Below are 25024 nucleotides of genomic sequence, written 5' to 3'. Positions count from 1 at the left end.
CTAGCTCCAGCGCCTGCAGACCCGCCTGACCCATGGCGCGGCATGAAAGACGCTCATCAGCGCGTACATCAGAGTCATGCCGCTCGGCGGTGACGAACCATGCCCGGCCGAGCACAGGATGTCGGCCGTGCTGCCGTGCTGCGTCGCCGTCAGCAGCGCCATGATCGCGAAGACGGGTGCTGCCGCCAGGCTCAGCCAGTCGGCGGCGCCCATAGGGGCAGCGTCACCGCTTTCGCGACTGATCGCGCCCGAGGCGTATCCGCCGATATGAACCTCGCTCATGCTTTCTCCTCCACCTAAGCGTCGACGCGGTTCCGGAACGTCTCCACTCCGGCATTCGACACCTTGACCCTCTTAGTCTCGATCAGGCTCCGTCTCCCCGGTGTCATGCCAGACCCACCAATCGTATGGCGGGGTCTGACGATAGCCCTTGGGTGAGTCCTCCCACGACTCTTGGCGACCGAGCGCAGTGAGGTCGAGGTAGTTCCAGGTGTTCCCCATTTGCTCGTCGCCACGGCCACCGTTGGTGGAGTAGTTTAGGAACACGCGGTTGCCGTCGCGAATAAATGCGAGCGTGGCGTGCCATTCGTCCACGCCGAAGTCGGCGTCGAAATCGTCGGCCAGCGTGTACCAGGGGATGTGCTCCCAACCCATCCGCGCTTTCAGCCGCTCAATGTCCGGCTGCGGTGCGCGCGAGACGAACGCGAGACTTGTGTCACGGGCGTTCAGATGGGCGGGATGCGCAACCTGATCGGCGATCAAGGAGCAGCCGATGCAGGCTTGTTCCGGCCAGCGGCCTACGCCGGGCTCGAAGAAGGCACGGTACAGGATCAGTTGCCGGCGGCCCTGGAACAGGTCGAGTAGGCTCAAATTGCCGTTGGGACCCACGAAGGCATATGCTTTATCCACGGCCAACCAAGGCATCCGCCGGCGTTCCGCGGCCAGAGCGTCGCGGGCTTTGCTGTGGGCCTTCTCTTTCACGAGCAGCTGCTCGGACGCAGCCTTCCACTCCTCAGCCGACACAATCGGCGGCGTCTGCATTCCGAGCAGCTCGCTCATTTGGTTGTTATCAGATGATGTGGTCATGCTTCTTAGGCCTCCGAAGTTGGATGCATTTCAGGTGCGGTTCGGGGTGACCATTTCGCTGCTGTTCCTGGTGCAGGAACACCCGCCGCGCGTGCTCAAATCGTCGGACTCCCGGCGTTCAGGCGAGGCCATTGTGAGATGGGACGCCCATCGGCGCGCATGCGATACTTGCCTTCTCCCCACCCTTCCGGCCAGTCCCTCGAACGCGTTTAGCAGCGTCACAGCCCCATGCTCGCCGACAAGCGGCGTGGCGCAATTTACCTCGACCATCGGCAGCCGCGATGGCATCGCTTTCCTGTGTGTGGGCTTTCTCCCGGACCCGGAGCGTACCGAGCTCTGCGTGAAACTCAGCGCGATCGACAGTCTGCGGGATTTCAGGTTCATCGATTTGGCTCTTGCTCATCAAGCTCTCCGTAACGCCGAGGTCGTTCCGATGCACCTGTAAACAAATGCCGCTCCCGAGGTCACTGTCAGCGGCTAGGAAGGCGTGAAAGGGCACCTCTGCTTTTCGTCCGTTCTGCGCCGGACTCACGAGGTCGCACCGTCTCAGCTATACTATGGAGTAATCGCTATGGCGTAAATGCCAAAATCGTGCGATTTTCTGCCAATGCTGATTGAGGTTGCCATACTGGTTTATCCGGGATTCGAGCTATTGGACGCCAGCGGACCTGCGTCTGTGTTCGGCACGGCAAATTTCGTGCTTGTGCAGAGGCAAAAGGATCCTGCTTACGAGATTTCGGTAGTGTCGTCGACAGGAGGCGCGGTTCGCAGCAGCAGCGGCGTCAGTGTGGATACGAAACCGCTTTCAAAGGTTCCTCCCCGAAAGCTGCACACCTTCCTTGTTGCGGGGGCAGAAGAAGAGCCACTGCGAGAAGTCCTCAAAGACCCTATCGTCCGCGAACGAGCACCGCGCTGGGCCGAGAAATCGAACCGATACGGTTCCATTTGCGCAGGAACCTTCGTGCTTGCCGAGCTTCAGTTGATCGACGGTCGCCGCGTCGCGTCGCATTGGAGTGCATGTCGACCACTGGCTGCAGCATATCCAAAGGTCGAGGTCGACGAGAACGCGATCTTCGTCGAGGACGGCAACGTATGGACCTCTGCCGGCGTATCGACAGGGATCGACATGGCGCTTGCCATGGTTGCCAACGACACATGCAAAGCTATCGCCAATGACGTGGCGAAGCGGCTCGTGCTGTATGTCCGCCGACCGGGCAACCAATCACAATTCAGTCCACTGCTGCGAGCCCAGCGAACCGCAGAGCATCCTTTTGGCGACATGATGGACTGGGTGCACCTGAACCTGGAGCAGAAGCTGGACGTACCCACCCTAGCGGCGAGGACGGGTCTCAGCGAACGTAGCTTCTTCAGAAAATTCACCGAGGTGATGGACGAGACACCGGCGCGCCTGATCGAGTCCATTCGGCTGGACGCCGCACGCTTGCTGCTCTCGCAGGGTCTGGCGATCAAGCTGACCGCGTTGCGCGTCGGACTTCCCAGTTCTAGGTTCGCAAAGGCCTTCGAACGCCGCTTCGGCGTGTCCCCAAGGCTGTATCGAGAAACGCACGCGCAATCGGCGGCCCGAGCGAAGCCGGCGGGTCAGGGATCAAACCCCACTTAGTGACCGCGCGCGGAGAGCACGTGATAGATTTGACAGAGGTGACGTTCAAAAGCCGCCGTATTTAGTCTACTGTGCCGCCCCAAGCAGACTAAGCTAATCGTTAACTCAGAAGCCTTGCGCACGGTACGATGGCCCTTGGTGGGCCATGAGACGATCGTGCGGATTGGCTGCCTGTACCTCTTGTCGGAAGAGCACTCCTCCCTTACGATGTAACAATGTTACAATCAGTCGGTCGAGCGCCGGCCAATCCGGCCAATTCAGCAAGCCCTCGATTTTTTGAGAGCGTTGGCATCCGAACGGGATCGCGCGTTCTCGATATCGGCTGTGGGAACGGTGACCTTAGCCGGTTCGTCGCGAGGCTGGCCGGGCCGCAGGGCGAAGTTGTTGCAGTTGACAGTAGCGAAGCGGCGCTGGCACTGGCACGTGCCGTAGGCTGTGAACCGGATGCGGCGCCGATCACTTATCACGTGGGCGATCTGGCGGCTGATCTGCGCGATCTCGGTCGCTTCGATGTGATCGTCGGACGCCGTGTTCTGATGTATCTCCCAGACGCTTCCGCCACGCTCGCTCGGCTGGTAGGACTTGCGAAGCCTGGGGCGATACTGGCCTTTCAGGAACACGCGCGCGCCAGTCTTCCCTTCGGTCTTGCAGCCCTTCCTCTGCATCAACGTCTTTACGACTGGATGTGGGACACGGTTGCGGCCGAGGGCGGCGATGTGACACTTGGTCTGCGCCTCGTTGAACAGATGCGCTCACAGGGGCTTTCGATCGCTCAGGCAAGCAACGAAGGCGTTCTGATCCAACCCGGTGAACCTTCCTTCCTCCCGACCCTCATGCGCATCATGCTGCCACGCTTAATCGAACATCGTGTTGCCTCGGCGGAAGAGATTCAACCCGATACTCTCGCACAACGGATCGAGGATGAACATCGCGCTGTCGGCGGCACGATCATCTGGGATCAGGCTGTTCTCGTGGCGGGACAGGTCACGGGCTAGCGTGCAATGTCCGCAATTGGCGCCATTTGCGGTAGATCGAAAACTTCGGGCCGAAGTTTCCCCGCCTTCATTAGATGTCGCAACGTGTACGATATTGATAGCGCGTCATCGAGAGCATCATGCCCCTGCAATGGAGGATGTTCGACACCGTAGTAGTCGGCCAGCTTGTTGCTAGGCGTCTTCGCTAAATCTTCTATTGGGATCCCCGCTGCGACAAGAAGCTTGACAGCGTTGTCAAACCGCTGGGCGGGAATTGGCGGCTGTAGTCCTGCTACATAGCAACTGATAGCGATCATGTTTAGTTCGTCCTTGCCCCAAGACCAAAACCGCGCACCATCCGAGAAGCTGTCCAATGCGGCGAGGCCATCCTGCAGCGCTACGCCCTCGCATCTATGTTGCCCTCGGTGATGCCCGTCAGCTTGGTGAAGTAGAGGCCGTAGCGTTGGTTTCCCGCTAAACAACGCTACCAGACATTCAAGCACGACCGTGTAGGATCGATAGTCTTGCGAATTTTTGGATTCGGCAACGCGACAGCTACTCCCAGAGGGATATTCCCTCTTGCGTTAAGGCTCGTTGCACAGCCCCCCGCTCCTCCAACCGACGTGCATGAGAGGTCCAAGCGGGATAGGTATTTCGCATGTCAACGGCCATACGATTTCCCCACCTGTAGAATACGAGCAAATACGGATCAACGATTGAATATGACTCTCCTACGGCCCAATCTCGCTCCGTCAACTTGGATTCTATAAGTGCAAACGCGGAAGCCAAGTGCTCCTTTCCTTTATGAACCAAAGGCTCGTACATCGATTGATCCGGTAAGAAAAAGTCGGCGCGCCAGATCATTCGGACGGCGACCGCGTGAACCGCACTCGATAGCCAGTTAAACCATTCGATGGAACGGATGATGTTTTCTGCATCCGCTCCCAGGAGCCGCGCGTCTGGATTCGTCAGGCCCAGGTGAAATAAGATTGCCGGCGCTTCAGTGAGAGTGAAATTTTCAGCAATGAGAACAGGGATTCGCCCTTTCGGGTTTAAGCGGTGAAATTCATCGGTCTTGGCTTCGGGATGGCCTGGCGACATCAACGCCAGCGAATAGGGCCTTCCAATCTCCTCCATGACGATGTGAGGTGCAAAAGAGCAAGAGCCTGGCGCAGCATGAAGTGTGTAGTGCATCAATTCCTCCGAAAACCGCATCTTACCTGTTTCAGTCTGTACTGAGTTGCCAACGACGTCTTGCTGGATTTGCAGGACGCTCAAGTTGGGCGGCTGATGCCCAGCCGGCGCATTTCCCGATAGACGGTGGAGCGCCCAAGCCCAAGCTGTCGGGCGGCTTCAGCCGGAGTTGTTGCTTCGTCGCGGTCGTCAATGCCTGCGCTTGACCATGACTGCATACTTTTCCAATATTAGGCATGGAACTCATAACACCACGTCTCCGCTTGCGTCAGTGGCATCAGAAAGATCGCGAATCTTTCTATGCGATCAACTGCGAACCCGATGTGCAGCGCCACCTGGTTCCGTTGGACCGCCAAGGTTCGGATCGGATGCTTGACAAAATTGACACCCAATTCGCCGAGCACGGTTGGGGGTTCTGGGCGCTAGAGGAACGGGAAAGCGGGAAGTTGATCGGTTTATGCGGCCTTGCCCATATAACATGGGACGCGTTTTTCACGCCAGCGGTTGAGATTGGATGGCGGCTTTCCACTCCGTGGCAGGGTAAAGGACTAGCTCTGGAGGCAGCGGAACGCGCACTGGATTTCGCATTCGGCTCGGTCGGTTTATCGCGCGTGGTCAGCTTCACAACGCCTGCTAACAAAGCCTCATGGGGCCTCATGGAACGGCTGGGTATGAAACGCATCGGGGAATTCGATCACCCTAATCTGCCAACCTCTCATCCCTTGTCCCGGCATGTCGTTTACGAGATCACAAGAGATCATTGATGGCGAGATCGATAGATGATAGCACGGCGGCGATCCTCGCACTTCGGGTCCCTGCCAAAGCAACGAATTTTTTTGCTACATGTGCCGTTTTAGCCTTGCCTTAGACTCTTGGCTATATCGCTAAATTTGTATTGGCTAGTTTATCTGAAGATTTAGGCACACCAGCTATAGTCATCCCCGAAGGTGGAGAATTACTATGGCAGGACCAGAAACTTCATTCGGCAAAAGAACCAGAACCGACGCATTTTCGAGACCATTCCCGGCTATCAGCGAGACTCAGCCTGGCGACACGGTGCGCAAAAAGAAGCATTCGTGGCCGGACGATAAGAAGAAGAGTTGGTCAGTTGTGCGAACTATTTGCGGTGTTGGCTACGTTGGTGTCATCACAGTGATTGCCATAGGCTTGATCGACCGCATGAATAAGACACCCGAACAGCTCTCCGAGATTGCTCGGTCAGATGCAGCCAGAGTTGTAGCCCAGGCTGCCCAAGCGAGAAAGACAGCTTGCGCCAAGGATAACTCTGGTATGGCATTCGTGATGGCACAGAGTGAGGTGACAAAGCGTCTTGCCTCGCCATCGAGCGCTACTTATCCTGTTCTGGAATCCCGAACACAGCCGATAGGTGATTGTTTGTATCGCATCAAAGCTGTTGTGGATAGCCAGAATGGCTTTGGCGCAATGATCAGGACGCCTTGGTCCGGCACGATCGAATTTCATCCACTCGAGGGAACCTGGCAGGTGAAATCGCTGTCTATTGGCAGTTAGAACCTCGCCTTGCGGAAACACGTCTGGGTGGCGCTGGCAGGTCTTTAGGATCCATATCCACGAACCTAGAAGCCTTGTAAGGCTTCCGAGCCGCGGCTAGACCACGGATAGGCTGTCTCCTCATCAAACCGGTCCATGGTTACCGTTTTCCTGTTGTCGCTTTGCCTTTAATTCCGAGATTTGTCGCGTTTGGCGTCGACAAAACGCCATTCTTTGCTCTTAAATGCGAGATGACGACCAGGTTCGTTCGATGGTATTTGATGTCGAGGCGTGACGTCAGTTCTCGATCTGGCGACCGATCCGGTCGACGGTTCAAGCAAGCGGTCGTCCTTTTGATAAGTCCGGAGCAAGGCGACTCTGGCGAAGTCATCTATACCAGTGGCAAACAACGCCGCTTTGAGCAGCGGACACTTCTGGACCAATCGCCCCGGCGTGGTCCCCTTCCCCATCCATAGCAGCCAGCCGCACGTCCCTGTGAACCCTGTCTCAAGTTTAGGGGCAAAATCTCGAATTTAAAGGCAAAATATCAGATTTAGAGACAAAGGAACGCCTTTGATTTTGTTGAATTCCTCATCTCGCCTTTAAGAGCAAAGCGACAGAAGCTAATGAGTAGATTCTCCATGCCTCCGGCTCACTGCTTGAACGGCAAAAACAATCTACAACAAGAACCAGCTGTTTCGTTTTCAGACTTTTCGCTGACTCGCGACTCATGTGCTTGCTTTTCCAGGCACTTCTCACTCATAAGGCTACAGAAAACCTTGAAGTTCCCTGATCTTAGGGGCCAGAAACCGTTTGACCAAAGACAGATCCACGATGACAAAAACAGCAACACCACAGGAACTGCAAGTCCTGCGAAACATACCGTCCGCCAACTCGGGCAATTCCGTCGCTATCGCCGAATTGGCGGAAAATCTACGCGCATCCGATCGCGCAATGAGGATGGTGCTTTGTCATCTGCACCGCAAGAAATTGATCGCAACTGACGATCTCGAATTCACGGAGCGATCAAGCGTGTGTTTTCGTACTGAAACGGGCGATCGTGCTGCATCCAAAAGGTATCGGTAGAGGCTTCAAGACCGGGTGACAACTGGTCGTTTACAAGCTCGTAAAAATACATATAATATATATTTTTAAAAGGAGGCGATTATGCTCACATTCTCCTCGATAGAGCTTCAAAAGCAAATTGGCGATGTCCAACGGGCAGCGGCGAGAGACGCTGTCGTTATCACATCCCACGGAAAACCCCGGAATATCCTACTATCCGTCGAGGAATTTCGTCGCCTCAAAGAAGCGGCGGGCGAAAAGGTTCCCAACGATTTAAATATTAAACGCGCTGTGACCGTTCGTCATTTAGCAGACCCCCTTGGCTATGACGTGTCTGATTTTAAAGCGGTCGCCCGAAAGATGGCTGAAGACGCTTTGTCTGGGAAAACCAAGGAGGCCGTAAATCAGGAGTTGGCGGCTGTGCGGGCACGCTTTCCTAAGTTGAGAGCGAAATGATCGATAAGCCGGATCCTGAAGATACTAGGTCCCCAAAATTCCTGATCATGGACAACACACCGCTGTCGCTTCTTGGAGCTATCGAGGCTCTCGACTGGTTTTTTGAGCCAGGCTGCGATGTATGGATTACCGATCTGGTTTTAGAAGAGGCCACGCGTGAGCCTGGCGAAGGCCGCGATCAGAGACGCGCGACAAGAAATTATATTGCGAGCTGGATAGAATCTAATCGCAATCGCCTGACCGTTCTTGCGACCGCAGAGGGCGAACGATATCGCCAAGAAATGGAACTTTGGGAACTCGCTGGCAGCCCAGAGAGACTTCGCCCAACCTGGAAAGACAGAGGCGAAGCAAGTCTTCTGCAAGGCGTGCAGACCATCAAAGCAGCTCTTCAAAGTGGTGAAGCAATCGTGGTGCTTGTTGACGACAGAGATGCCCGGGATGCCATTCGAGCTGTCCGCGCTGACATTAATATGATGGGCACTCAGACCTTCATCGAGTGGCTGCTGGAAGATTTCGGGATTGCTCAAGCTGAGACGGCGTGGACATCTATCTTGATGGCGACTGGAAATACGGCTGATCCTGGCGAAGACGAAGACCCGGTATACATTCGCAACAGCCCATGAAATCTGGTTGAAGCTGGTTACCTCATCACTTGATATCGAACGCTCTGACAGATAACCATACGATTTTCAAACCGGGGGAGGGCAGACAATGGCCACAGGTACAGTAAAATGGTTCAACGCAACCAAAGGTTTTGGTTTCATTCAACCGGATGATGGAAGTGGCGATGTATTCGTCCACATCTCGGCCGTTGAACGCGCCGGCATGCGAAGCCTAAATGACGGTCAGAAGATCAAATACGAACTGGTACAAGACAAAAGATCTGGCAAATCGTCAGCTGATCAATTGAGTGCTGTCTGACGGCTACAGGCGCCACCGAAACCCACCATCTCCAGGGAACCAAGTAGGTATAGCGGGGGCCCACTTTTCGACGGGCCCGATTGCGGCATACTGCACGTTATGGAACTAAACTATTGATTTTAAAAGAGCAATTGTCAAAAGACTTTGCTAATCCATGCGTTTTAGTCGTCGCGCGATATGATTTGACCCTTGCGGCTGTGTTGCAATTGGAGAATTCCGCGGCGTAGCTGCTCGAATAGACGCGGCGGCAGCATTCCGTAATCATAGCCTCCACCAGAGCGTGGCCGCAGATCATATCCCGGCTGTCGCTTTGCCTTTAATTCCGAGATTTGTCGCGTTTGGCGTCGACAAACTCCATTCTTTGCCCTTGAATGCGAGATGACAACCAGGTTCGTTCGATGGTATTTGATGTCGAGGCATGGCGTCGGTTCTCAATCTGGCGACCGATCCGGTCGACGGTTACAAGCAAGCGGTCGTCCTTTTGATAAGTCCGGAGCAAGGCGACTCTGGCGAAGTCACCGATACCAGTGGCAAACAACGCCGCTTTGAGCAGCTGACGCTTCTGGGCCAATCGCCCCCCGGCCTGGTCCCCTTCCCTATCCATAGCAGCCAGCTGCACGCCCCTGTGAACCCTGTCTCAATTAGGGGCAAAAATCTCGAATTTAGAGGCAAAATATCAGATTCAGAGACAAAGGAACGCCTTTGATTTTGTTGAATTCCTCATCTCGCCTTTAAGAGCAAAGCGACACGGACCTTGACGCTGTCAATCGTGCCGGTCTGCGCCACCAATGAATTCAGACAGCGGATGCGGAACAGACCCGCCATCAGGTCATAGGCTGAGGTGCCGTCATTGGCGTTCTTCAGGAGGATTTCGCAGACGGTATCGCCAACATTGTAAACCTTGCCATCATCAACACGGCGCAGGCGGATAAGGTGCTTGGTGAAATCGGCCTTGCCAGCATCGCGGGTGCCGGACTGTTTTGCCCCGACCGGCATAAAACCCTCGGCCATCAGGCCCCGCAGGACTTCGATTGTCGGGATGGGCTGGAAACGTTCGGAACGGCTTACATGCGCAGCCTTTGCAAAGATCGACGGCGCGGCCCTGCGCATCTCATCTTCTGTCAGGGCGCGGCCTGTGTCAAAGCGCGCTGTGTGGGTGTAGACGGTCATAACAATCTCTCCATGTTTTCCGCGAAGCGGTCTGCTCTTGCCCGATCGGGCAGGAGCCCTGCTCCTGCTCCTGCGGCGTCGCAAGCCAGACCGGAAGTAGAGGGGGACAAGCAGATTCTCGCGCGGGTGGTGCGGGCGCAGAGAGCACAGCGAGCGAGCCACGGCCGCCGGGAATGTGCTTGTGGGGGAGTAGAAGGCTGGCCTTCTCGGCCCCTCTTCTGATGTAAGCAAAGGGCGGCGCAGCCGCGCCATATGATACTCAGGATCGAGAGGACAGTGGTTATGACGGCGATGCTCAAGACCAAACCCGGCCCTGCAAGAGTGATCGAAACCCGGATGGGCGGAGACTTCTTCGGGCTCCGTGAGCGCAGCGAATAGAGCGCGGTCGCGCAGCGGCTTGCCGATCACTTCGGGAGTACGTTTGATCATCAAGCGTGCCATAGCCCGCAGTTTCACGGTCCGCGCAACATCTCCGTCATCCCCCTGTCACATCCCCATCTTACTTAAGCATCTGTAATTCTCGATATATGGGACGAGCGGTGCTTATACTTGAGGACGTCATCCGGAAATTCAGCCAAGACGTCTCGATAGGGACCGTGTCCTTAGAGGTCCCTCCAGGTCAGATGGTTGGCGTGATCGGGCGATCCGGGGCAGGCAAATCCACCTTGTTGCGGATGATTAACCGCATGGTTGATCCAACGAGTGGACGCATTGTTTTCGAAGGCCAGGATGTCACCGGATTGAAGGGTGCGGAACTGCGGGCCTGGCGCGGGCGCTGTGCCATGATCTTCCAACAGTTCAATCTCATCGACCGCCTGGATGTCATCACCAATGTTCTGACCGGCCGACTGAATGACGTTTCTCTGGGCCGCGCGATTTTCAAGGCCTTCAGTCCTCCAGAGCGAGCTCTGGCTATCCGCGCCCTTGACCGTTTGGGAATGACGAAAGCCGCCTCGCAGAAAGCCGCCACTCTTTCGGGCGGCCAACAACAACGCGTCGCGATTGCTCGCGCTCTGATGCAAGAGCCTGAAATCATGCTGGCCGACGAACCGATCGCCTCCCTCGACCCGCATAACGCAAAGGTCGTCATGGATGCGCTGCGCCAAATCAATCGTCAGGACGGGATCACGGTGTTTTGCAATCTGCACACCCTCGCGACAGCAAAGAACTATTGCGACCGGATCGTCGGAATGGCCAAGGGCAAGGTTGTGTTCGACGGCTGTCCCGACGAACTCACCGACGTGATGGTCCAGCGGATATACGGTTCCGAGGGCGTGGAGACGGACGATCCGACCGCCCCCGATATCATTCGTGTTCCGCAAAAAAGCACCTATCCAGCGACCGTTTGAAAACGTCTGGAGTCTCACGGCCCAGAACAGAGAATTCCATCAGAACACAACAGGAGAGAACCAATGATCAGGAAACTATTTCTAACGACTGCAGCCATAATTTTGGGCGCGGTGGCATCGGGTGGCGCTGCCTGGGCAGACTACAAGGACACGGTCAAAGAATTCCGCGTCGGTCTCATCGGCGGTGAAAACGCTCAGGATCTGATGACCCGGAACGAGAAATTCAGATCGCTGCTGGAAGCCGAGCTGGGCATTCCTGTCAAGCTTTATCCGGCAACCGACTACGGTGGCATCATGCAGGCAATGGGTGCCAATCAGGTGGAAATGGCCGGCCTTGGACCTTCGGCTTTCGCCGGCGCATGGCTCGATTGCAAATGCATCGAACCTCTTGTCGTACCCCAAGAGGCGGACGGCTCAACCTATTATTACTCCGTCATGGTGACGGGAGCCGGTTCCGGCATAGACAGCGTCGAGAAGATGAAGGGCAAATCTCTTGCCTTCGCCGATCCCAACTCGGCTTCGGGATATCTCATTCCCAACGCCTCGCTCAAGGCCGAGGGAATCGATCCTCAGACCTATTTCTCGCGGACGGGTTTCTCCGGCGGCCACGAACAGGGCGTGATAGCGGTCTTGCAGAAGCAATATGATGGTGCCGTCACTTGGGTCTCCGGCCAAGGCGAGAAATCAGAAGGTTATACGCGAGGAAATCTACGAAGCATGGTCGATAAGGGCCTGCTCAAGATGTCCGACATCAATATTATTTGGCAGTCGGGCAAGATCCCCAACGGTCCGACCGCAATCCGCACGAACCTTCCCGACGATCTGAAGGCGAAGCTTCTGGAAATCATGATGGCGTTGCCGACTGAACATCCCGACATCTACAAGCAAGTCGAACGTGGCACTGGCAAAGGTTACGTCCGTGGCAGCATGGACCTGTTCTCAGACATTATCAAACTCCGTGAAGCCGAAGCAACCGGCGGACGCAAGTCCTAAGCACGGGCTCTGCCTGGGCGGCCACGCGCCGCCCGGGCAGAGCCAATTCCCAAGGAAATTTTCATGGCTATGACATTGCCGCACACCGGAGCAGGCAGAGAAGCAGATCCCCTCCCGTTGTTGATGGCGAGGATTGAAGAACATCGGCGGGCCAAGCGACGGATCACCACCGTCTACATCGCCATTTTCGCGTTTCTTTTTGTCTGCTCAGTCTGGTTGACAGACTTCAGCCTCCCGGACCTGGTTGCTGGATTTCCTGCATTGGGTTTATACATAACGAAGCTGTTCACGACTGCAGCGGCCAGCGGATCTTCAGAACGCATTCCGATCGTATCGTTGTCCCACTTCTTCGGAGACGCCGATACCAAACAGTCCCTCGCCTACTGGTTTTTTAACATAAAAACGTTCGTTTCACTGATTGTGGAAACGCTGCTGATGGCGGTTCTGGCGACCCTGATGGGCTTCACCATTGCCTTCGCGTTCAGCTTTTTTGCATCCCGCAATCTGGTCGACAATCCCTTCATTGTATGGATCGCGCGTCGTCTCATGGAGGTGCTGCGCTCGATACCCGATCTCGTATTCGCGCTGTTCTTTGTCTTTTGCTACGGCATCGGGCCCATCGCCGGCATCCTCGCCATGGGGCTTCATACGGCAGGGGCACTCGGTAAGCTCTTTTCCGAACTCAACGAGAACATCAGCATGCGTCCCGTCGAGGGCATGCGAGCTGTTGGCGCTGATTGGCCCAAAATGCTCCGCTACGCCGTCGTGCCACAGGTTCTTCCCGGTTTCATCAGTTATGCGCTGCTCCGTTTCGAGATCAATATACGATCCTCGGCCATCATCGGCGTCGTTGGCGCAGGTGGTATCGGGGCGGAGATAAAGAAGGTCATCAATTTCAACCAGTACGAGGACGTTAGTGCAGTCATCATCCTTGTCGTTGCCCTCGTGATGCTCATCGATGTGATCTCAGGACAAATCCGGCACCGTTTCATCACCACGCAAATGCAGCACTAGGGTCGCATTCCATGGTCTCAAATCCCACGATCCGACTCCAAGCCATGACAAGCGAAGACGTCAACTCGATGCGGCAGCAATATCCTCGCGCCTTCGCCAAAACGATGCCCGAACGAGTGGGAATTTACTGCGCTTGGGCACTGTTCGTCGGCATCATCATCTGGTTGCACGTGCATTTTGACCTGACCCCGCTCCGGCTTGCCCAACCCGATCCGCGGGCCGGCGCACTTATTTCCCATTTTTTCGACTGGTCCAAGTTTGCGGAGTGGGATCACACGGCAATCCTGTCTTCGATATTGGAAACGGTTGCCATGGCGTTGTTGGGCACGACGCTGGCAACGCTTGTCGCGGTTCCCCTCGCCTTCATGACCGCACGCAACGTTATGCCCGTCTTTCTGGTGCGGTTTGCCGGCAAGCGTCTGTTCGACGTCGCGCGCGGCGTCGACCAAGTCATTTGGGCACTCATCTTCATTTCCGCCGTGGGGCTTGGGCCGATGGCCGGGATTCTGGCGATCTTCATCAGCGACACCGGAACACTCGCAAAGCTTTTCTCCGAAGCCTTGGAAAACGCCGAACGACAGCCAATCGAAGGCGTGCGGTCAACGGGCGCGGGGCCGCTCCTGGTTCAGCGGTGGGGAATGCTGCCTCAAGTCCTTCCAGTGCTCATTTCCCAGGCGCTCTACTTCTTCGAGTCGAACACCCGTTCTGCTGCCATCCTTGGGCTGGTCGGTGCCGGAGGTATCGGTTTTGAGTTGATTTCACGGTGGAATGTTCTCCGCTATGACGAGGTCGCATACATTGTCGTGCTCATCATCGTCACCGTGAGCATCATCGACTACGTCTCGAAGTTCGTGCGGTACCGGTTTATTGGTGGTCCAAACGGCTGACATTCTCCAGCGCCATGCAGGCTGATTTAAGGACGCGCTTCTCATTAAATTCTCGCCAAAACACTGCTGGCACAGCCATTGACGCGTCAATCTGTGTGGCGCATTCTCATTGCCACGGAGGAAAATCTTGGTCCCCACGATACTGGTTGGCGGCTTGATCCATCAGGCCCCCATGATCGACCCTTACGGGCGAACGATCAGCTATTTGCGCGTATCGGTGACGGATCGTTGCGACTTCCGCTGCACCTATTGCATGTCGGAACATATGACATTCCTGCCGAAGAAGGATCTGCTCACGCTTGAGGAGTTGGATCGGCTTTGCACTGCATTCATCGAGAAGGGCGTGAAAAAACTGCGTCTTACCGGCGGCGAGCCGCTGGTCCGCAAGAATATCATACATTTGATCGGCGAGCTTTCGCGTCATCTGCAGTCCGGTGCGCTCGAAGAGTTGACACTCACCACGAATGGCTCGCAGCTCGCACGCTTTGCGCCTGAATTGGCCGGTCATGGCGTCAAGCGTATCAACGTATCGCTCGATACGCTTGATCCTGATAAATTCCGCGCCATTACCCGCTGGGGTGACTTCAACCGGGTTATGGAAGGCATCGATGCTGCGCAAGATGCCGGCATCAAGGTCAAGCTGAACGCAGTCGCCCTTAAGGGCTTCAACGATCAGGAGATTCCAGAGATGATTCGCTGGGCTCATAGACGCGGTATGGATCTGACGCTGATCGAAACCATGCCAATGGGTGAGATTGATCTCGATCGTACAGACCAGTACCTGCCGCTGTCGCTGCTGCGGGCCAAACTCAGCGAAGAGTTCACCTTGATCGACATCGCTTACAAGACCGGCGGTCCTGCCCGCTATGTCGAGATCGAGGAAACCGGCGGGCGTGTCGGCTTCATCACACCGATGACGCATAACTTCTGCGAGAGTTGCAACCGGGTACGTCTGACTTGCACCGGTACGCTTTATATGTGCCTCGGTCAGGAAGACGCGGCTGACCTGCGTGAACCATTGCGCGCGTCAGAAGGGAACGAACTTCTGAATAATGCCATTGACGAAGCAATTGGCCGCAAGCCGAAGGGTCATGATTTCATCATCGACCGCCGTCACAATCGCCCTGCCGTCTCCCGCCACATGAGCGTCACAGGCGGTTAAACAGTTTCAAATGATCGCGTCTAAGACGTTGAACTTCTTGCTTAAACGGCACTTTTGAGATTGACGCGTTTCTCCAGTTCCGCTGCACTCTCTTTGCGTTCACTGTACCTGTCGGTGAGATAACCGGAGACATCCCGCGTCAGCAAGGTGAACTTGACCAACTCCTCCATCACGTCAACGACCCGGTCGTAATAAGCCGAAGGTCTCATACGTCCGTGCTCGTCGAATTCCTGATAGGCTTTCGCCACCGAGGACTGGTTCGGGATGGTGATCATACGCATCCAGCGCCCGAGCACCCGCATCTGGTTCACCGCGTTGAAGGATTGCGAACCGCCAGACACCTGCATGACGGCAAGCGTACGCCCCTGTGTGGGCCGGATCGAACCCATCGCGAGCGGTATCCAATCGATTTGGGACTTCATGACGCCAGTCATCGCCCCATGGCGTTCGGGACTGGTCCAGACTTGGCCCTCTGACCACAGAGAAAGCTCGCGCAGTTCCTGCACCTTGGAATGGTCAATCGGTGCGTCGTCCGGAAGCGGCAACCCGGATGGATCGTAGATGCGAGCCTCCGCCCCGAAATGCTCCAGCAGCCGCGCCGCCTCTAGGGTCAGCAGCCGGCTATAGGAGACTTTCCGCAACGAGCCGTAGAGCAGAAGGATACGCGGACGATGCGTGGAACGTGGTCCGGAAAGCTTCGAATGTTCCGGCACCTCCAGCGCATCGGGGATTGCATTGGGCAGATCAGACAACACGCTTTCCTTTGGCGTCGATGACGAGCTCACCGTCTTCCTTGGCGAACGCTCCTTGTTGCGGTGCAGGCAGAATATCGAGAACCAGCTCCGAAGGCCGGCTTAAACGGACGCCTTTTTCGGTGACGACAAAGGGACGGTTGATGAGGATTGGATGTGTCTCCATGGCGTCCAGCAACTCTTCGTCGGTCAATGACGGGTTATCCAGGCCGAGTTCGGCGTAAGGCGTGCCTTTTTCGCGAATGGCTTCGCGAACTGTCAGCCCGGCTTTCTGGATCAGGTCCTTCAGCTCCTGACGGCTCGGGGGCGTTTTCAGGTATTCGATGATTGTCGGCTCGATGCCGGCATTGCGGATCAGCGCCAGCGTGTTGCGTGACGTGCCGCACGACGGATTGTGGTAGATGGTAACGTTCATGGTCATTCAGCACCTTTCAGTTTGCTAAGTGCTTGGGGCGCGGGATTCTGTTCCGACAGCATCCAACTGGCCAGCGCCATTGCCAGCAATGCGCCGAGGACCTCGGCGATGATAAAGCCGGGTAAGTCGGCGGGACGGATGCCTGCGAAGGTGTTCGACAACGCTCGCGCGATCGCGACGGCTGGATTGGCAAACGATGTCGAGGCGGTGAACCAGTAGGCGGCGGTAATGTAGAGCCCGACCAGCCAGGGAATTGCATCCGGCCGAAAGCGAAGGCCGGCCAGGATAGTAAAGACGAGACCGAAGGCCGCTACCGCTTCCGCAATCCACTGTCCCGTCCCGGTGCGAACTGTCGCCGAAAGTTCGATGATTGGAAGCTCGAACATCGCGTGGGCTATGAGCGATCCGGCTATGCCGCCCGCGATCTGCGCCACGATGTAGAAGAGCGCTGCATTCGCCTCGATCTCCCTGCGAAGTGCGAAGACCATCGTCACTGCCGGATTGAAGTGTGCGCCTGAAATTGGTCCCAGAATGGTGATCAGTACCACCAGGATCGCGCCAGTGGGGATGGTATTCCCGAGCAGGGCAAGCGCCACATCGTTGGTCAGTCGGTCGGCCATGATCCCGGAACCGACGACGGTGGCCACGAGCATCGCCGTGCCGAGCGCTTCTGCCGCGAGGCGACGGGCCAGATCCGGTGTCACGGCCATTGACCCACCTTCGGTAGATTGCAGCTAATTTCGGCGGAGCCGAGTGCGATACCGACGACGCTGGCTCCGCCGAGCCCGAGATAATGTTCCAAAACGGACATGGTTTTTCCTTAGATGGAAACCGAACGCGTCAAGATTGACGCCGTCGACGGGCAAAGGCCCGATGCTTGTGGTGTAGACAGGATCGCATCCGGTACGGCCGTCCGCTCGACCGGGCGAAAGCCCAGCTTGCCGAAGAACGGGGCAGCGTCGGTCGTCAGAAGATATCCTGCCTCCGCACCCTGAATGTCGGCATAGCGGAGCAACAGCCGTGTGATGGCGCTGCCGTGTCCGTGCTTTTGCGCCTCGGCCGGCACTGCGATCGAGCGCAGGAGCGCATCCTTTCCGTAGAACTCGACGCCGCCGTATCCGACGGGTTTGCCTTCGCGGTCTGAAAAACGGAAGAACTTGCCGCTCGACTGACCGAGATCCTCCGTTGGAAGATCGGCAGACCGCAAAGCCGATTCAAGTCCGCTATCGACATTGTCGATTTCCTCGGGTTCCAGTCCCTCACGTCGGCCGATCGCCTGGAGCTTTGTGGTCAACCACAGTTGGTCCACGGCATCATGGCGAAGGTTGAGGAATGCCATGATCCTGTTCTTCATGTAGCGGGCGGCCAGCGAGAACGCCCTTTCCTTTTCGATGTCCGCGCCCTCGACGGCTGCGGGGTCTTCGATACCCCAATGAGCCGTCATGGGATGGCCAGGCCAAATCGGGCACGCTTCTCCTGCCGCGCTGTCACAGACGGTAAAGATGAAATCCATCTGGGGTGCGCCTTCAACCGCAAACTCGTCCCAGCTCTTGGAGCGGAATCCTTCCGTGGGGTATCCCAGCGCCGCAAGGACTTTAAGCGCGAGAGGATTAACCTCACCTTTCGGCTGACTTCCTGCGGAAAATGCCTGGAAGCGACCCTTACCTTCGGCATTGAGGATGGATTCAGCCAGAATAGACCGGGCTGAATTCCCGGTGCAAAGAAAGAGGACGTTGTAGACGCGGTCAGACATTGAAATTCTCCTTGGGAGGACAGCAAGGGACGATGTCGGCAATGAGAGGTGCACAGATGTCGGGATGGCCAGCGCAGCAATCCTTCAGGAGGAAATTGATCGCCTCGCGCAGGTTTTCGAAATTGGCGCGATAGATGATGGAACGGCTTTGTCGCTCAGAAGAGATCAGCCCGGCCCTTGTCATGATCGCGAGATGGGTTGACATCGTGTTCTGCGGAACGTCGAGTATCCGGGACACCTCACCTGCGGCGATACCGTCGGGTTCGTGCATGACGATGAGTTTGAACGCGTCCATTCGCGTCGGTTGCGCAAGTGCCGAAAAGGCTTCTATTGTCTCGTTTTTGTCCATATATCGGGATTTATCGATGTTTCGGAATTCTGTCAACGGTTCTCTCTTCGATCCGATCAATTTGTAGGAATAAGGCTCGGCGGTCTTGAAACTACACCGGACAATTCCGGTTGATCACTGTGAACAGTCGCAGCATCCGTTGTCTGATTGGCGCATCAACAACTGCCGCTGACTGCGTGGGCATTGACACCAAGCATTTCCATCGGTAAATCTCGATATATGGGAAGAGGTTTCACTTCAGATGAAGGTTGCAACGAGCAGACACTCCGGGAGTCAGCATCGCTGGTGGCAACTCCGCAGGAGATGGAAGATCCCGCTGCGCGCCTCGAAGAGGTATGGCGCAGCCGACGCGGCCTTGTTCACAACCAAATGTCGTTTACGAGAGCCAAGGATCTCGCGCACCGAATATTCGACGACGCCGGCGTTCCCAGGCCCTTCGTCAAATGTATTCCGGCGAATAACCATGCCCGGGGATTTGCTACGGCCAAGCATGAAATCTTCATACCGGAACTCCCCTACGCCGGAGCACTGATCGAGGTTTGCGCCGAACTTATCCTCGGCGTACTGGATCCGCATCTGTCTGAAAACCGCGTCATGGGCACTCCCTCGTATTTCCGCAACTGCATGGCTTTGGCGGATCGTTATGTAGATCGGTTTGCCCACGCCGATGCACGTCGCGAGATCTATATCACCGTGGGCAAAGTCTACTCGACGTGGGCAAACATCAAACCCGGTGATTCGCTTTACGAAGCTGCAGTGGGCGACGGATGCCGCATGTTCAGGCGGAACGGAGAGCCCGAACCGCTGAGGGATCCGTAGGAGTGCGGCACCAACTAAATTCTCTCAGTCCTCGAAGAATTCACCTCTTGTCTTCGACCCAGATGTGCGCATTATTTCAGCGCTGACCCCCTGCACGTCAGTAACCTGCCTTGGGTGACCCGGAGTAGTGCCCTCCTGAAAGTTTGCAACATTTTGGCTGGAGCAGATTTCGAGATCCAATCGAGGGTGCGAAAATGGAACAGAGTAAGAGTGCTGCCTCGGGTGGAGGGGCCTTGATTGGTGCGCTTGGGGGCCTTATCGGCCTTGGTGGAGCGGAGTTCCGCTTGCCGCTACTGATCGGAATGTTTCGGTTTAGCGCTCTGGAAGCGGTGATCCTCAACAAGGCGATGAGCTTGGTCGTCGTTGCGACGGCGCTGCCGTTCCGGGCCACGTCCGTCCCTATAACAGATGTCGCCGCACAATGGCCGATTGTCTTCAATCTCCTCGCGGGAAGCCTGCTCGGAGCCTGGTTCGGCGCGGGCTACCGTGTAATTGCCTTAATGCTCGTCGCAATTGCGGCCGTGTTGGTGCTTGGTCATGGTGCAGTCTCAGATGGTCCAGCGTTGACTGATGGGTACCTCCTTGTCGCAGGGATCATAGGTGGCTTCATCATCGGCATAGTAGCGGCACTATTGGGGGTAGCAGGTGGCGAGCTTCTCATCCCAACTTTGGTACTGCTATTTGGCGCGGACATAAAACTGGCTGGAAGCCTATCCCTCGCCGTGAGCTTGCCGACCATGCTTGTGGGATTCACCCGGTACAGTCGAGACCAGAGTTTCACCGTCTTAGGCAAAAACAAAACGTTCGTCCTTATCATGGCCGCAGGATCCATTGTCGGAACGTTTATTGGCGGTCAATTGCTCGGCGTCGTTCCGGAGGCTCTCCTACTTCCTGCGCTTGCGGTAATTTTGGTCATCTCAGCCTACAAGGTTTGGCAGCATGCCTAACGATCTTGTCGGACCGTCCTTGGTGGACAGCATGTTCCTCAAGCACAACATCCAGGTTTTGCCGGTGAGGCACAATAGGAGACCGCGTTGGCAACCTGCGCTGCCCGATGCCTCGGCTTGCAGATGGCAGGACGTGGAGCAAGGCGCAAGAGAGCACGTTCCCCGTCGATCTCGAGCGCGTGTACGTCGAACACCTGCATCGGGGTACCCGGCACGCCGACCTCAAAGGTTAACCGGGCCTCAGCTTCAAGCTCGATCTTGGTTGCTACTTGGGCGAGAATCTTGCGAAATTTTTCAACCTTCATGAAATCACGACCGTCCTGCGAGGGAATGTCTTCAACCTGGAGAATCGTTTCGTGCCATTGGTCGGGATTGCCGCCGCAGTCGAGCGTGACAAAGGACCCTGCCTTGACTTCCGTGACGTGGTAGCCGGATTGGATGGAGCGCCCGCCGTATTCGATGACAAGGGATTTGTCAGCGTGCGGCTCCAGTTCGGCAAGCACAACTCCAAGAGAACCGTCGTCGTAAAAATTAGCAACAGATGGGCTGGTCATGGCGTCCATGGTGGTCTATCCTCATTTCAACATCTTTTGAGATATTGAGGTAATTATGAACGAATTGCAAGCCCTCGATGCATTTGCGTCGCTCTCCCAGGAAACCCGGCTCCGCATCGTCCGTCTGCTTGTCATGGCCGGACCTGACGGCATGCCAGCCGGTGCAGTCGGCGAAGCGATGGGAGCCTCGTCGTCGAAGATTTCCTTCCACCTCAGCCATCTCGAACGCGCCGGATTGATCCAGTCCCGTCGTGAAGCACGTTCGATCATTTACAGCGCCGTCTATCCCGCCCTCTCCGGCTTGATCGAGTTCCTTATGAAGGACTGCTGTCAGGGACGCTGCGATCCAACGGTCGATACCTGCGCCGAAACCTGCGAGGCGTAGAACAAGTGACGACATCAACAATCTCTGCCACCGACAGTCGCCTCGCCGTCGCCGCGCTCGGCCTGACCCAAATAATCGGCTATGGCACGCTGTACTATAGCTTCAGCGCTCTTGCCGACTCCATGGCAAAAGATGTGGGGTGGTCGTCAGAATGGGTATTCGCAGCATTCTCGATCTCGCTCCTTGCTGGAGGGCTGGCTGCTCCGATCGCAGGAGGCTGGATCGACAGGTATGGAGCCGGTAGGGTGATGGCCCTCGGCTCAATCGCCGCCGCCGTAACTCTCGCAGCATGTGCGCTCGCTCCTACCCCATTCACGTTTGGGATAGGGCTGATGGCCGTCGAACTGGCATCGACGTTCGTCCTCTATAACGCTGCTTTCGCCCTGCTTGTACAGATCAATCCAAAGACGGCACAGCGAAGCATAACCCACCTGACGCTGATCGCGGGGTTCGCTTCAACCATTTTCTGGCCGCTGACGTCGGCGCTCCATCAAAACATGACCTGGCAGGAAGTCTACTTTGTCTTCGCCACTGCCCATCTGTTTGTCTGCTTGCCGGTACATTTTTGGCTGTCACGAATGTCTGGAAATTCGAGTTCCTCGGCAGAACAAGCAACCGCTGCAAGCCATTTCGTCGTTGGAAGTGTTCCTGCCGGGCGAACTCGATCGGCCTTCGTCTTGATGGTGTCCGGTATTGCACTGATCAGTTTCATCGACGCTGCCATCCTGATCCACATGCTGCCGATGCTTGGCGCTCTTGGACTTGGAAGCGTGAGCGTTCTTGTCGGAACTCTCTTCGGGCCCGCTCAGGTCACAAGCCGACTGCTCAGCATGTTGACCGGGAACCGGATCCAACCGCTTGGCCTGGCACTGATTTCGAGCTTGTTGGTTCCGGTGTCGATCGCCGTGTTGCTTTGGAACGGCACATGGATGGTCGGGGCGGTGGGATTTGCGATCCTGTTCGGCTTGGGCGTTGGACTTTCAAGCATCGTGCAAGGCACGTTGCCCCTTGCCCTGTTTGGCAGCAACGGTTACGGAAGGCGCATGGGTAAGGTCACCTCGGCGCGGTTGGTGTCGTCTGCTGCCGCTCCGTTTGCCTTTGCATTCATGATGCAACACGTTGGCACGGTCGCCACATTGGTGATCTTTGCCGCTCTCGGCTTTGTTGGGCTGGTATCCTTTGCGTTGATCGGCCGCCCTATGCAGCGAGTTTTGGTACGCGAACCATCATAGCCCTCCGACCGAGCTATTCGATCGTCCCTCCCCCGGCAGCGTGCTTCGCAAAAACGATCGGTTCGTTCGGTGACGACTGCATAGCCCGTCTGCTGTATTGCGCGACGGCCTGGCGGACGCGGTCTTTGGATTGGTCCTAGCCGAATGAGTATCCTGCGCCGCGCACTGTACGGATGGGATCAATGGAGCGGCCAATATTGATGGCCTTGCGCAAGCGCCCGACATGTACGTCGACGGTGCGGTCATCCACATAGATGTCGGCGCCCCAGACATTGTCGAGCAGTTGACCGCGCGAAAAGACACGACCGGGAGACTGCATCAGGAATTCCAGGAGGCGGAATTCCGTCGGACCAAGTTTAAGTTCGCGTTCCTTGCGGTAGACGCGGTGTTGTTCGCGGTCGAGCTTGAGGTCGCCAAAGCTCAGCACATGAGCCAGAAGGCTCGGATTGACCCGGCGCAGCATGGATTTGATGCGTGCAAGCAGCTCCGGCGTAGAGAACGGCTTGACCATGTAATCGTCCGCGCCGGTCGCAAGGCCACGCACCCGTTCGCTTTCCTCGCCGCGTGCCGTCAGCATGATGATCGGCAGGATTTCGGTTTCGCGTCTGGCTCTAAGCCGCCGGCACAATTCGATACCGGAAAGGCCTGGCAGCATCCAGTCCAGGATCAACAGATCCGGCACCTTCTCCCGCAAAGCTATCTCTGCTTCGTCGCCGCGTGCGATAGTCTCGACTGCATAGCCTTCAGCTTCAAGATTGTACCTGAGGAGGACGCTTAGGGCTTCCTCGTCTTCCACAACGGTGATTTTGGGAGCTATAGCCATTTTCTACCTTTGAAAACTAGGATGCGAGAGGTTCATCCACCACGATCGTATGGGATTGGTCTTCCTTCGGGCGTTCTGCCGGAAGCTGCGTTCCCGTCACAATATAATAAACTGTCTCTGCTATGTTCGTCGCATGGTCGCCGATACGTTCGATATTCTTTGCACAGAAAAGTAAATGCGTGCAGGCCGAGATATTGCGCGGATCTTCCATCATGTAGGTCAGGAGTTCGCGGAACAATGACGTATAGAGTGCATCGATCTCATCGTCGCGCTCGCGGACGATATTGACCTGCGCGACCGAACGTGTGGCGTAGGCGTCGAGAACGTCCTTGAGCTGCGTCAAGGCCAGTTCGGCAATCGTCTGCAATCCGCGATAGACCGAAAGCGTCTGCCTTGTGTCGGTGACCGCAACCACCCGCTTGGCAATGTTCTTGCCGAGGTCGCCGATGCGTTCCAGATCCGATGATATGCGGATCGTGCCGATGACTTCACGCAGGTCGATCGCCATGGGCTGGCGCTTGCCGATGATGGTTATCGCCTTTTCGTCGATCTCGCGTTGACCGGCATCGAGGATCAAGTCGTCCGAGATCACCCGCTGTGCCAAGGCATTATCCGAATTGACCATCGCAGCGACGGCCTGCTCGACCATACGTTCCGCGTGTCCGCCCATCTCGGCAATCTTATGCGTCAGGAATTTCAATTCATCGTCGTAGGAACGGACGGTGTGCTGTGCTGTCTGGTCGGGCATGTTCTGTTCCTCGTTCCCTACGATCAACCGAAGCGTCCGGTGATGTAGTCTTGCGTGCGCTTTTCCGTCGGGCTGGTGAACATCATTTCCGTATCACCTACTTCAACAATGTTGCCAAGATGGAACATGGCTGTGCGCTGCGATACGCGTGCCGCCTGCTGCATCGAGTGCGTCACGATGACGATCGTATAGTTCTCGCGCAATTCGTCGATCAGCTCCTCCACCTTGGCGGTGGCAATGGGATCGAGCGCCGAGCACGGCTCATCCATCAGGATGACTTCCGGGCTGACGGCAATGGCGCGCGCAATGCACAGCCGTTGCTGCTGGCCGCCGGAAAGACCCGTACCGGACTCATGCAAACGGTCTTTCACCTCGGAGAAGAGCCCTGCTCTCTGGAGGCTTTTTTCCACGATCTCATCCAGATGGTGTTTGTCCTTCACCAAACCATGAATACGCGGGCCATAAGCCACGTTCTCGAAAATCGACTTCGGGAAGGGATTGGGCTTCTGGAACACCATCCCGATACGCGCGCGCAGTTGGACGACGTCGATCTTGGGATCGTAGATGTCACGGTTGTCGAGCGTGATGTTGCCGGTGACACGGCATATGGAAATGGTGTCGTTCATCCGGTTGAGGCAACGCAGGAAGGTGGACTTGCCGCAACCGGACGGACCGATCAACGCAGTTACCATCTTCTCGGGCACATCGAGGCTGACCCCGAACAGCGCCTGCTTCGCACCGTAGAAGACCGAGACGTTGTCGCCCTTCATTTTTGCCTTGGTTTGATCAGGAGCGCCGTGCAATTTCTTTTCCACATCGACTTCAGAGAGCATATTCATATTCCTT

The 25024-nt window shown here is 56.3% G+C and carries 29 protein-coding genes and 5 pseudogenes; 16 read left to right on the top strand and 18 right to left on the bottom strand.

Annotated elements, in window-relative coordinates; genetic code table 11:
- The 3 genes and pseudogenes from N8E88_RS05455 to N8E88_RS05445 form a co-directional block, all read right to left on the bottom strand.
- Positions 1–282, bottom strand: coding sequence for a hypothetical protein (locus N8E88_RS05455; protein ID WP_262291492.1), 282 nt, complete (start codon positions 280–282; stop codon positions 1–3).
- A 14-nt stretch (positions 283–296) separates the two neighbouring features.
- Positions 297–1086: pseudogene (locus N8E88_RS05450) on the bottom strand (DUF899 domain-containing protein).
- Positions 1087–1204: 118 nt separating this feature from the next.
- Positions 1205–1489: a hypothetical protein gene (locus tag N8E88_RS05445; protein WP_410010544.1), complete on the bottom strand. Its 285-nt coding sequence runs from the start codon at positions 1487–1489 to the stop codon at positions 1205–1207.
- 204 nt (positions 1490–1693) lie between these two features.
- On the opposite strand from N8E88_RS05445, the gene N8E88_RS05440 reads away from it, so the two are divergent.
- Positions 1694–2707 (top strand): GlxA family transcriptional regulator, encoded by a 1014-nt coding sequence (locus tag N8E88_RS05440; protein WP_262291491.1) that lies wholly within the window; start codon positions 1694–1696, stop codon positions 2705–2707.
- Between the two features lie 215 nt (positions 2708–2922).
- Positions 2923–3702, top strand: a complete 780-nt coding sequence (locus tag N8E88_RS05435) for a class I SAM-dependent methyltransferase (protein WP_262291490.1) — start codon at positions 2923–2925, stop codon at positions 3700–3702.
- Here the strand turns inward: N8E88_RS05435 and N8E88_RS05430 are convergent.
- The 3 genes and pseudogenes from N8E88_RS05430 to N8E88_RS05420 form a co-directional block, all read right to left on the bottom strand.
- A pseudogene (locus tag N8E88_RS05430) lies at positions 3699–4144 on the bottom strand (exonuclease); the annotation flags it as partial. The gene N8E88_RS05435 and the pseudogene N8E88_RS05430 sit on opposite strands and share 4 nt — an antisense overlap.
- Before the next feature lie 92 nt (positions 4145–4236).
- Positions 4237–4959, bottom strand: coding sequence for a glutathione S-transferase family protein (locus N8E88_RS05425; RefSeq protein ID WP_262291489.1), 723 nt, complete (start codon positions 4957–4959; stop codon positions 4237–4239).
- A pseudogene (locus tag N8E88_RS05420) lies at positions 4956–5045 on the bottom strand (helix-turn-helix domain-containing protein); the annotation flags it as partial. The pseudogene N8E88_RS05420 and the gene N8E88_RS05425, both read right to left, overlap by 4 nt.
- A gap of 66 nt (positions 5046–5111) precedes the next feature.
- Here N8E88_RS05420 and N8E88_RS05415 point away from each other — a divergent pair.
- From N8E88_RS05415 to N8E88_RS05395, 5 genes are all read left to right on the top strand, one after another.
- On the top strand, positions 5112–5639 hold the full coding sequence (locus N8E88_RS05415; RefSeq protein ID WP_262291488.1) for a GNAT family N-acetyltransferase: 528 nt from the start codon (positions 5112–5114) through the stop codon (positions 5637–5639).
- A gap of 196 nt (positions 5640–5835) precedes the next feature.
- A complete protein-coding gene (locus N8E88_RS05410) occupies positions 5836–6405 on the top strand; it encodes a hypothetical protein (protein WP_262291487.1) in 570 nt (189 codons plus the stop codon).
- Positions 6406–7551: 1146 nt separating this feature from the next.
- Positions 7552–7905 carry a type II toxin-antitoxin system prevent-host-death family antitoxin gene (locus N8E88_RS05405; RefSeq protein WP_262291486.1) on the top strand — a complete coding sequence of 118 codons (354 nt, stop codon included), beginning with the start codon at positions 7552–7554 and terminating at the stop codon, positions 7903–7905.
- On the top strand, positions 7902–8528 hold the full coding sequence (locus N8E88_RS05400; RefSeq protein WP_262291485.1) for a hypothetical protein: 627 nt from the start codon (positions 7902–7904) through the stop codon (positions 8526–8528). Before N8E88_RS05405 ends, N8E88_RS05400 begins: the two co-directional genes overlap by 4 nt.
- A gap of 88 nt (positions 8529–8616) precedes the next feature.
- The gene (locus N8E88_RS05395) at positions 8617–8826 is read left to right on the top strand and encodes a cold-shock protein (RefSeq protein WP_262291484.1); all 210 of its coding nucleotides are present in this window, start codon (positions 8617–8619) and stop codon (positions 8824–8826) included.
- Between the two features lie 316 nt (positions 8827–9142).
- Here the strand turns inward: N8E88_RS05395 and N8E88_RS05390 are convergent, their stop codons facing one another.
- Together N8E88_RS05390 and N8E88_RS05385 are read right to left on the bottom strand one after the other, a co-directional pair.
- Positions 9143–9397 carry a hypothetical protein gene (locus N8E88_RS05390; protein WP_262291483.1) on the bottom strand — a complete coding sequence of 85 codons (255 nt, stop codon included), beginning with the start codon at positions 9395–9397 and terminating at the stop codon, positions 9143–9145.
- 149 nt (positions 9398–9546) lie between these two features.
- A complete protein-coding gene (locus N8E88_RS05385) occupies positions 9547–9996 on the bottom strand; it encodes a DUF932 domain-containing protein (RefSeq protein ID WP_262291482.1) in 450 nt (149 codons plus the stop codon).
- Between the two features lie 539 nt (positions 9997–10535).
- On the opposite strand from N8E88_RS05385, the gene phnC reads away from it, so the two are divergent.
- The 5 genes from phnC (at position 10536) to moaA (ending at position 15401) form a co-directional block, all read left to right on the top strand.
- A complete protein-coding gene (gene phnC, locus N8E88_RS05380) occupies positions 10536–11345 on the top strand; it encodes a phosphonate ABC transporter ATP-binding protein (protein WP_262291481.1) in 810 nt (269 codons plus the stop codon).
- A 63-nt stretch (positions 11346–11408) separates the two neighbouring features.
- Positions 11409–12338, top strand: coding sequence for a phosphonate ABC transporter substrate-binding protein (gene phnD / locus N8E88_RS05375; protein ID WP_262291480.1), 930 nt, complete (start codon positions 11409–11411; stop codon positions 12336–12338).
- Positions 12339–12401: 63 nt separating this feature from the next.
- Positions 12402–13352, top strand: a complete 951-nt coding sequence (phnE, locus tag N8E88_RS05370) for a phosphonate ABC transporter, permease protein PhnE (protein ID WP_262291479.1) — start codon at positions 12402–12404, stop codon at positions 13350–13352.
- Between the two features lie 44 nt (positions 13353–13396).
- Positions 13397–14239, top strand: a complete 843-nt coding sequence (gene phnE, locus N8E88_RS05365) for a phosphonate ABC transporter, permease protein PhnE (RefSeq protein WP_262291478.1) — start codon at positions 13397–13399, stop codon at positions 14237–14239.
- Between the two features lie 172 nt (positions 14240–14411).
- Positions 14412–15401 carry a GTP 3',8-cyclase MoaA gene (gene moaA / locus N8E88_RS05360; RefSeq protein WP_262291584.1) on the top strand — a complete coding sequence of 330 codons (990 nt, stop codon included), beginning with the start codon at positions 14412–14414 and terminating at the stop codon, positions 15399–15401.
- Between the two features lie 41 nt (positions 15402–15442).
- Here moaA and arsH read toward each other — a convergent pair whose 3' ends face one another.
- From arsH to N8E88_RS05330, 6 genes and pseudogenes are all read right to left on the bottom strand, one after another.
- On the bottom strand, positions 15443–16144 hold the full coding sequence (gene arsH / locus N8E88_RS05355) for an arsenical resistance protein ArsH (RefSeq protein ID WP_410010551.1): 702 nt from the start codon (positions 16142–16144) through the stop codon (positions 15443–15445).
- A gap of 1 nt (position 16145) precedes the next feature.
- Positions 16146–16574 (bottom strand): arsenate reductase (glutaredoxin), encoded by a 429-nt coding sequence (arsC, locus tag N8E88_RS05350; RefSeq protein WP_262291477.1) that lies wholly within the window; start codon positions 16572–16574, stop codon positions 16146–16148.
- The gene (locus N8E88_RS05345; RefSeq protein WP_315975213.1) at positions 16571–17272 is read right to left on the bottom strand and encodes an aquaporin; all 702 of its coding nucleotides are present in this window, start codon (positions 17270–17272) and stop codon (positions 16571–16573) included. Before N8E88_RS05345 ends, arsC begins: the two co-directional genes overlap by 4 nt.
- Positions 17273–17388: 116 nt before the next feature.
- A pseudogene (arsN2, locus tag N8E88_RS05340) lies at positions 17389–17778 on the bottom strand (arsenic resistance N-acetyltransferase ArsN2); the annotation flags it as partial.
- Between the two features lie 45 nt (positions 17779–17823).
- Positions 17824–18321, bottom strand: a pseudogene (locus N8E88_RS05335) (arsenate reductase ArsC); the annotation flags it as partial.
- A complete protein-coding gene (locus N8E88_RS05330; RefSeq protein WP_262291581.1) occupies positions 18314–18670 on the bottom strand; it encodes an ArsR/SmtB family transcription factor in 357 nt (118 codons plus the stop codon). The pseudogene N8E88_RS05335 and the gene N8E88_RS05330, both read right to left, overlap by 8 nt.
- Positions 18671–18955: 285 nt before the next feature.
- Here N8E88_RS05330 and N8E88_RS05325 point away from each other — a divergent pair, with 285 nt between their 5' ends.
- Positions 18956–19489, top strand: a complete 534-nt coding sequence (locus N8E88_RS05325; RefSeq protein WP_262291475.1) for a hypothetical protein — start codon at positions 18956–18958, stop codon at positions 19487–19489.
- A gap of 194 nt (positions 19490–19683) precedes the next feature.
- Entirely contained in the window at positions 19684–20436 is a 753-nt protein-coding gene (locus N8E88_RS05320) for a sulfite exporter TauE/SafE family protein (RefSeq protein WP_262291474.1), read from the top strand.
- A 38-nt stretch (positions 20437–20474) separates the two neighbouring features.
- Here N8E88_RS05320 and N8E88_RS05315 read toward each other — a convergent pair whose 3' ends face one another.
- Positions 20475–20999, bottom strand: coding sequence for a DUF6428 family protein (locus N8E88_RS05315; protein WP_262291473.1), 525 nt, complete (start codon positions 20997–20999; stop codon positions 20475–20477).
- A 46-nt stretch (positions 21000–21045) separates the two neighbouring features.
- Here N8E88_RS05315 and N8E88_RS05310 point away from each other — a divergent pair, with 46 nt between their 5' ends.
- The gene (locus N8E88_RS05310; protein ID WP_262291472.1) at positions 21046–21375 is read left to right on the top strand and encodes an ArsR/SmtB family transcription factor; all 330 of its coding nucleotides are present in this window, start codon (positions 21046–21048) and stop codon (positions 21373–21375) included.
- A gap of 5 nt (positions 21376–21380) precedes the next feature.
- On the top strand, positions 21381–22607 hold the full coding sequence (gene arsK, locus N8E88_RS05305; protein ID WP_262291471.1) for an arsenite efflux MFS transporter ArsK: 1227 nt from the start codon (positions 21381–21383) through the stop codon (positions 22605–22607).
- Between the two features lie 136 nt (positions 22608–22743).
- On the opposite strand, the gene phoB is transcribed toward arsK, so the two are convergent.
- The 3 genes from phoB to pstB are packed head-to-tail and all read right to left on the bottom strand — an operon-like array spanning position 22744 to position 25011.
- Positions 22744–23430 (bottom strand): phosphate regulon transcriptional regulator PhoB, encoded by a 687-nt coding sequence (gene phoB, locus N8E88_RS05300; RefSeq protein ID WP_262291470.1) that lies wholly within the window; start codon positions 23428–23430, stop codon positions 22744–22746.
- A gap of 16 nt (positions 23431–23446) precedes the next feature.
- The gene (gene phoU, locus N8E88_RS05295; RefSeq protein ID WP_262291469.1) at positions 23447–24178 is read right to left on the bottom strand and encodes a phosphate signaling complex protein PhoU; all 732 of its coding nucleotides are present in this window, start codon (positions 24176–24178) and stop codon (positions 23447–23449) included.
- 23 nt (positions 24179–24201) lie between these two features.
- A complete protein-coding gene (gene pstB / locus N8E88_RS05290; RefSeq protein WP_410010543.1) occupies positions 24202–25011 on the bottom strand; it encodes a phosphate ABC transporter ATP-binding protein PstB in 810 nt (269 codons plus the stop codon).
- Positions 25012–25024: the final 13 nt, after the last annotated feature.

The sequence above is a fragment of the Phyllobacterium zundukense genome (assembly GCF_025452195.1).
Classification (GTDB): domain Bacteria; phylum Pseudomonadota; class Alphaproteobacteria; order Rhizobiales; family Rhizobiaceae; genus Phyllobacterium; species Phyllobacterium zundukense_A.
This window is presented reverse-complemented; position numbering and strand designations above follow the sequence as displayed.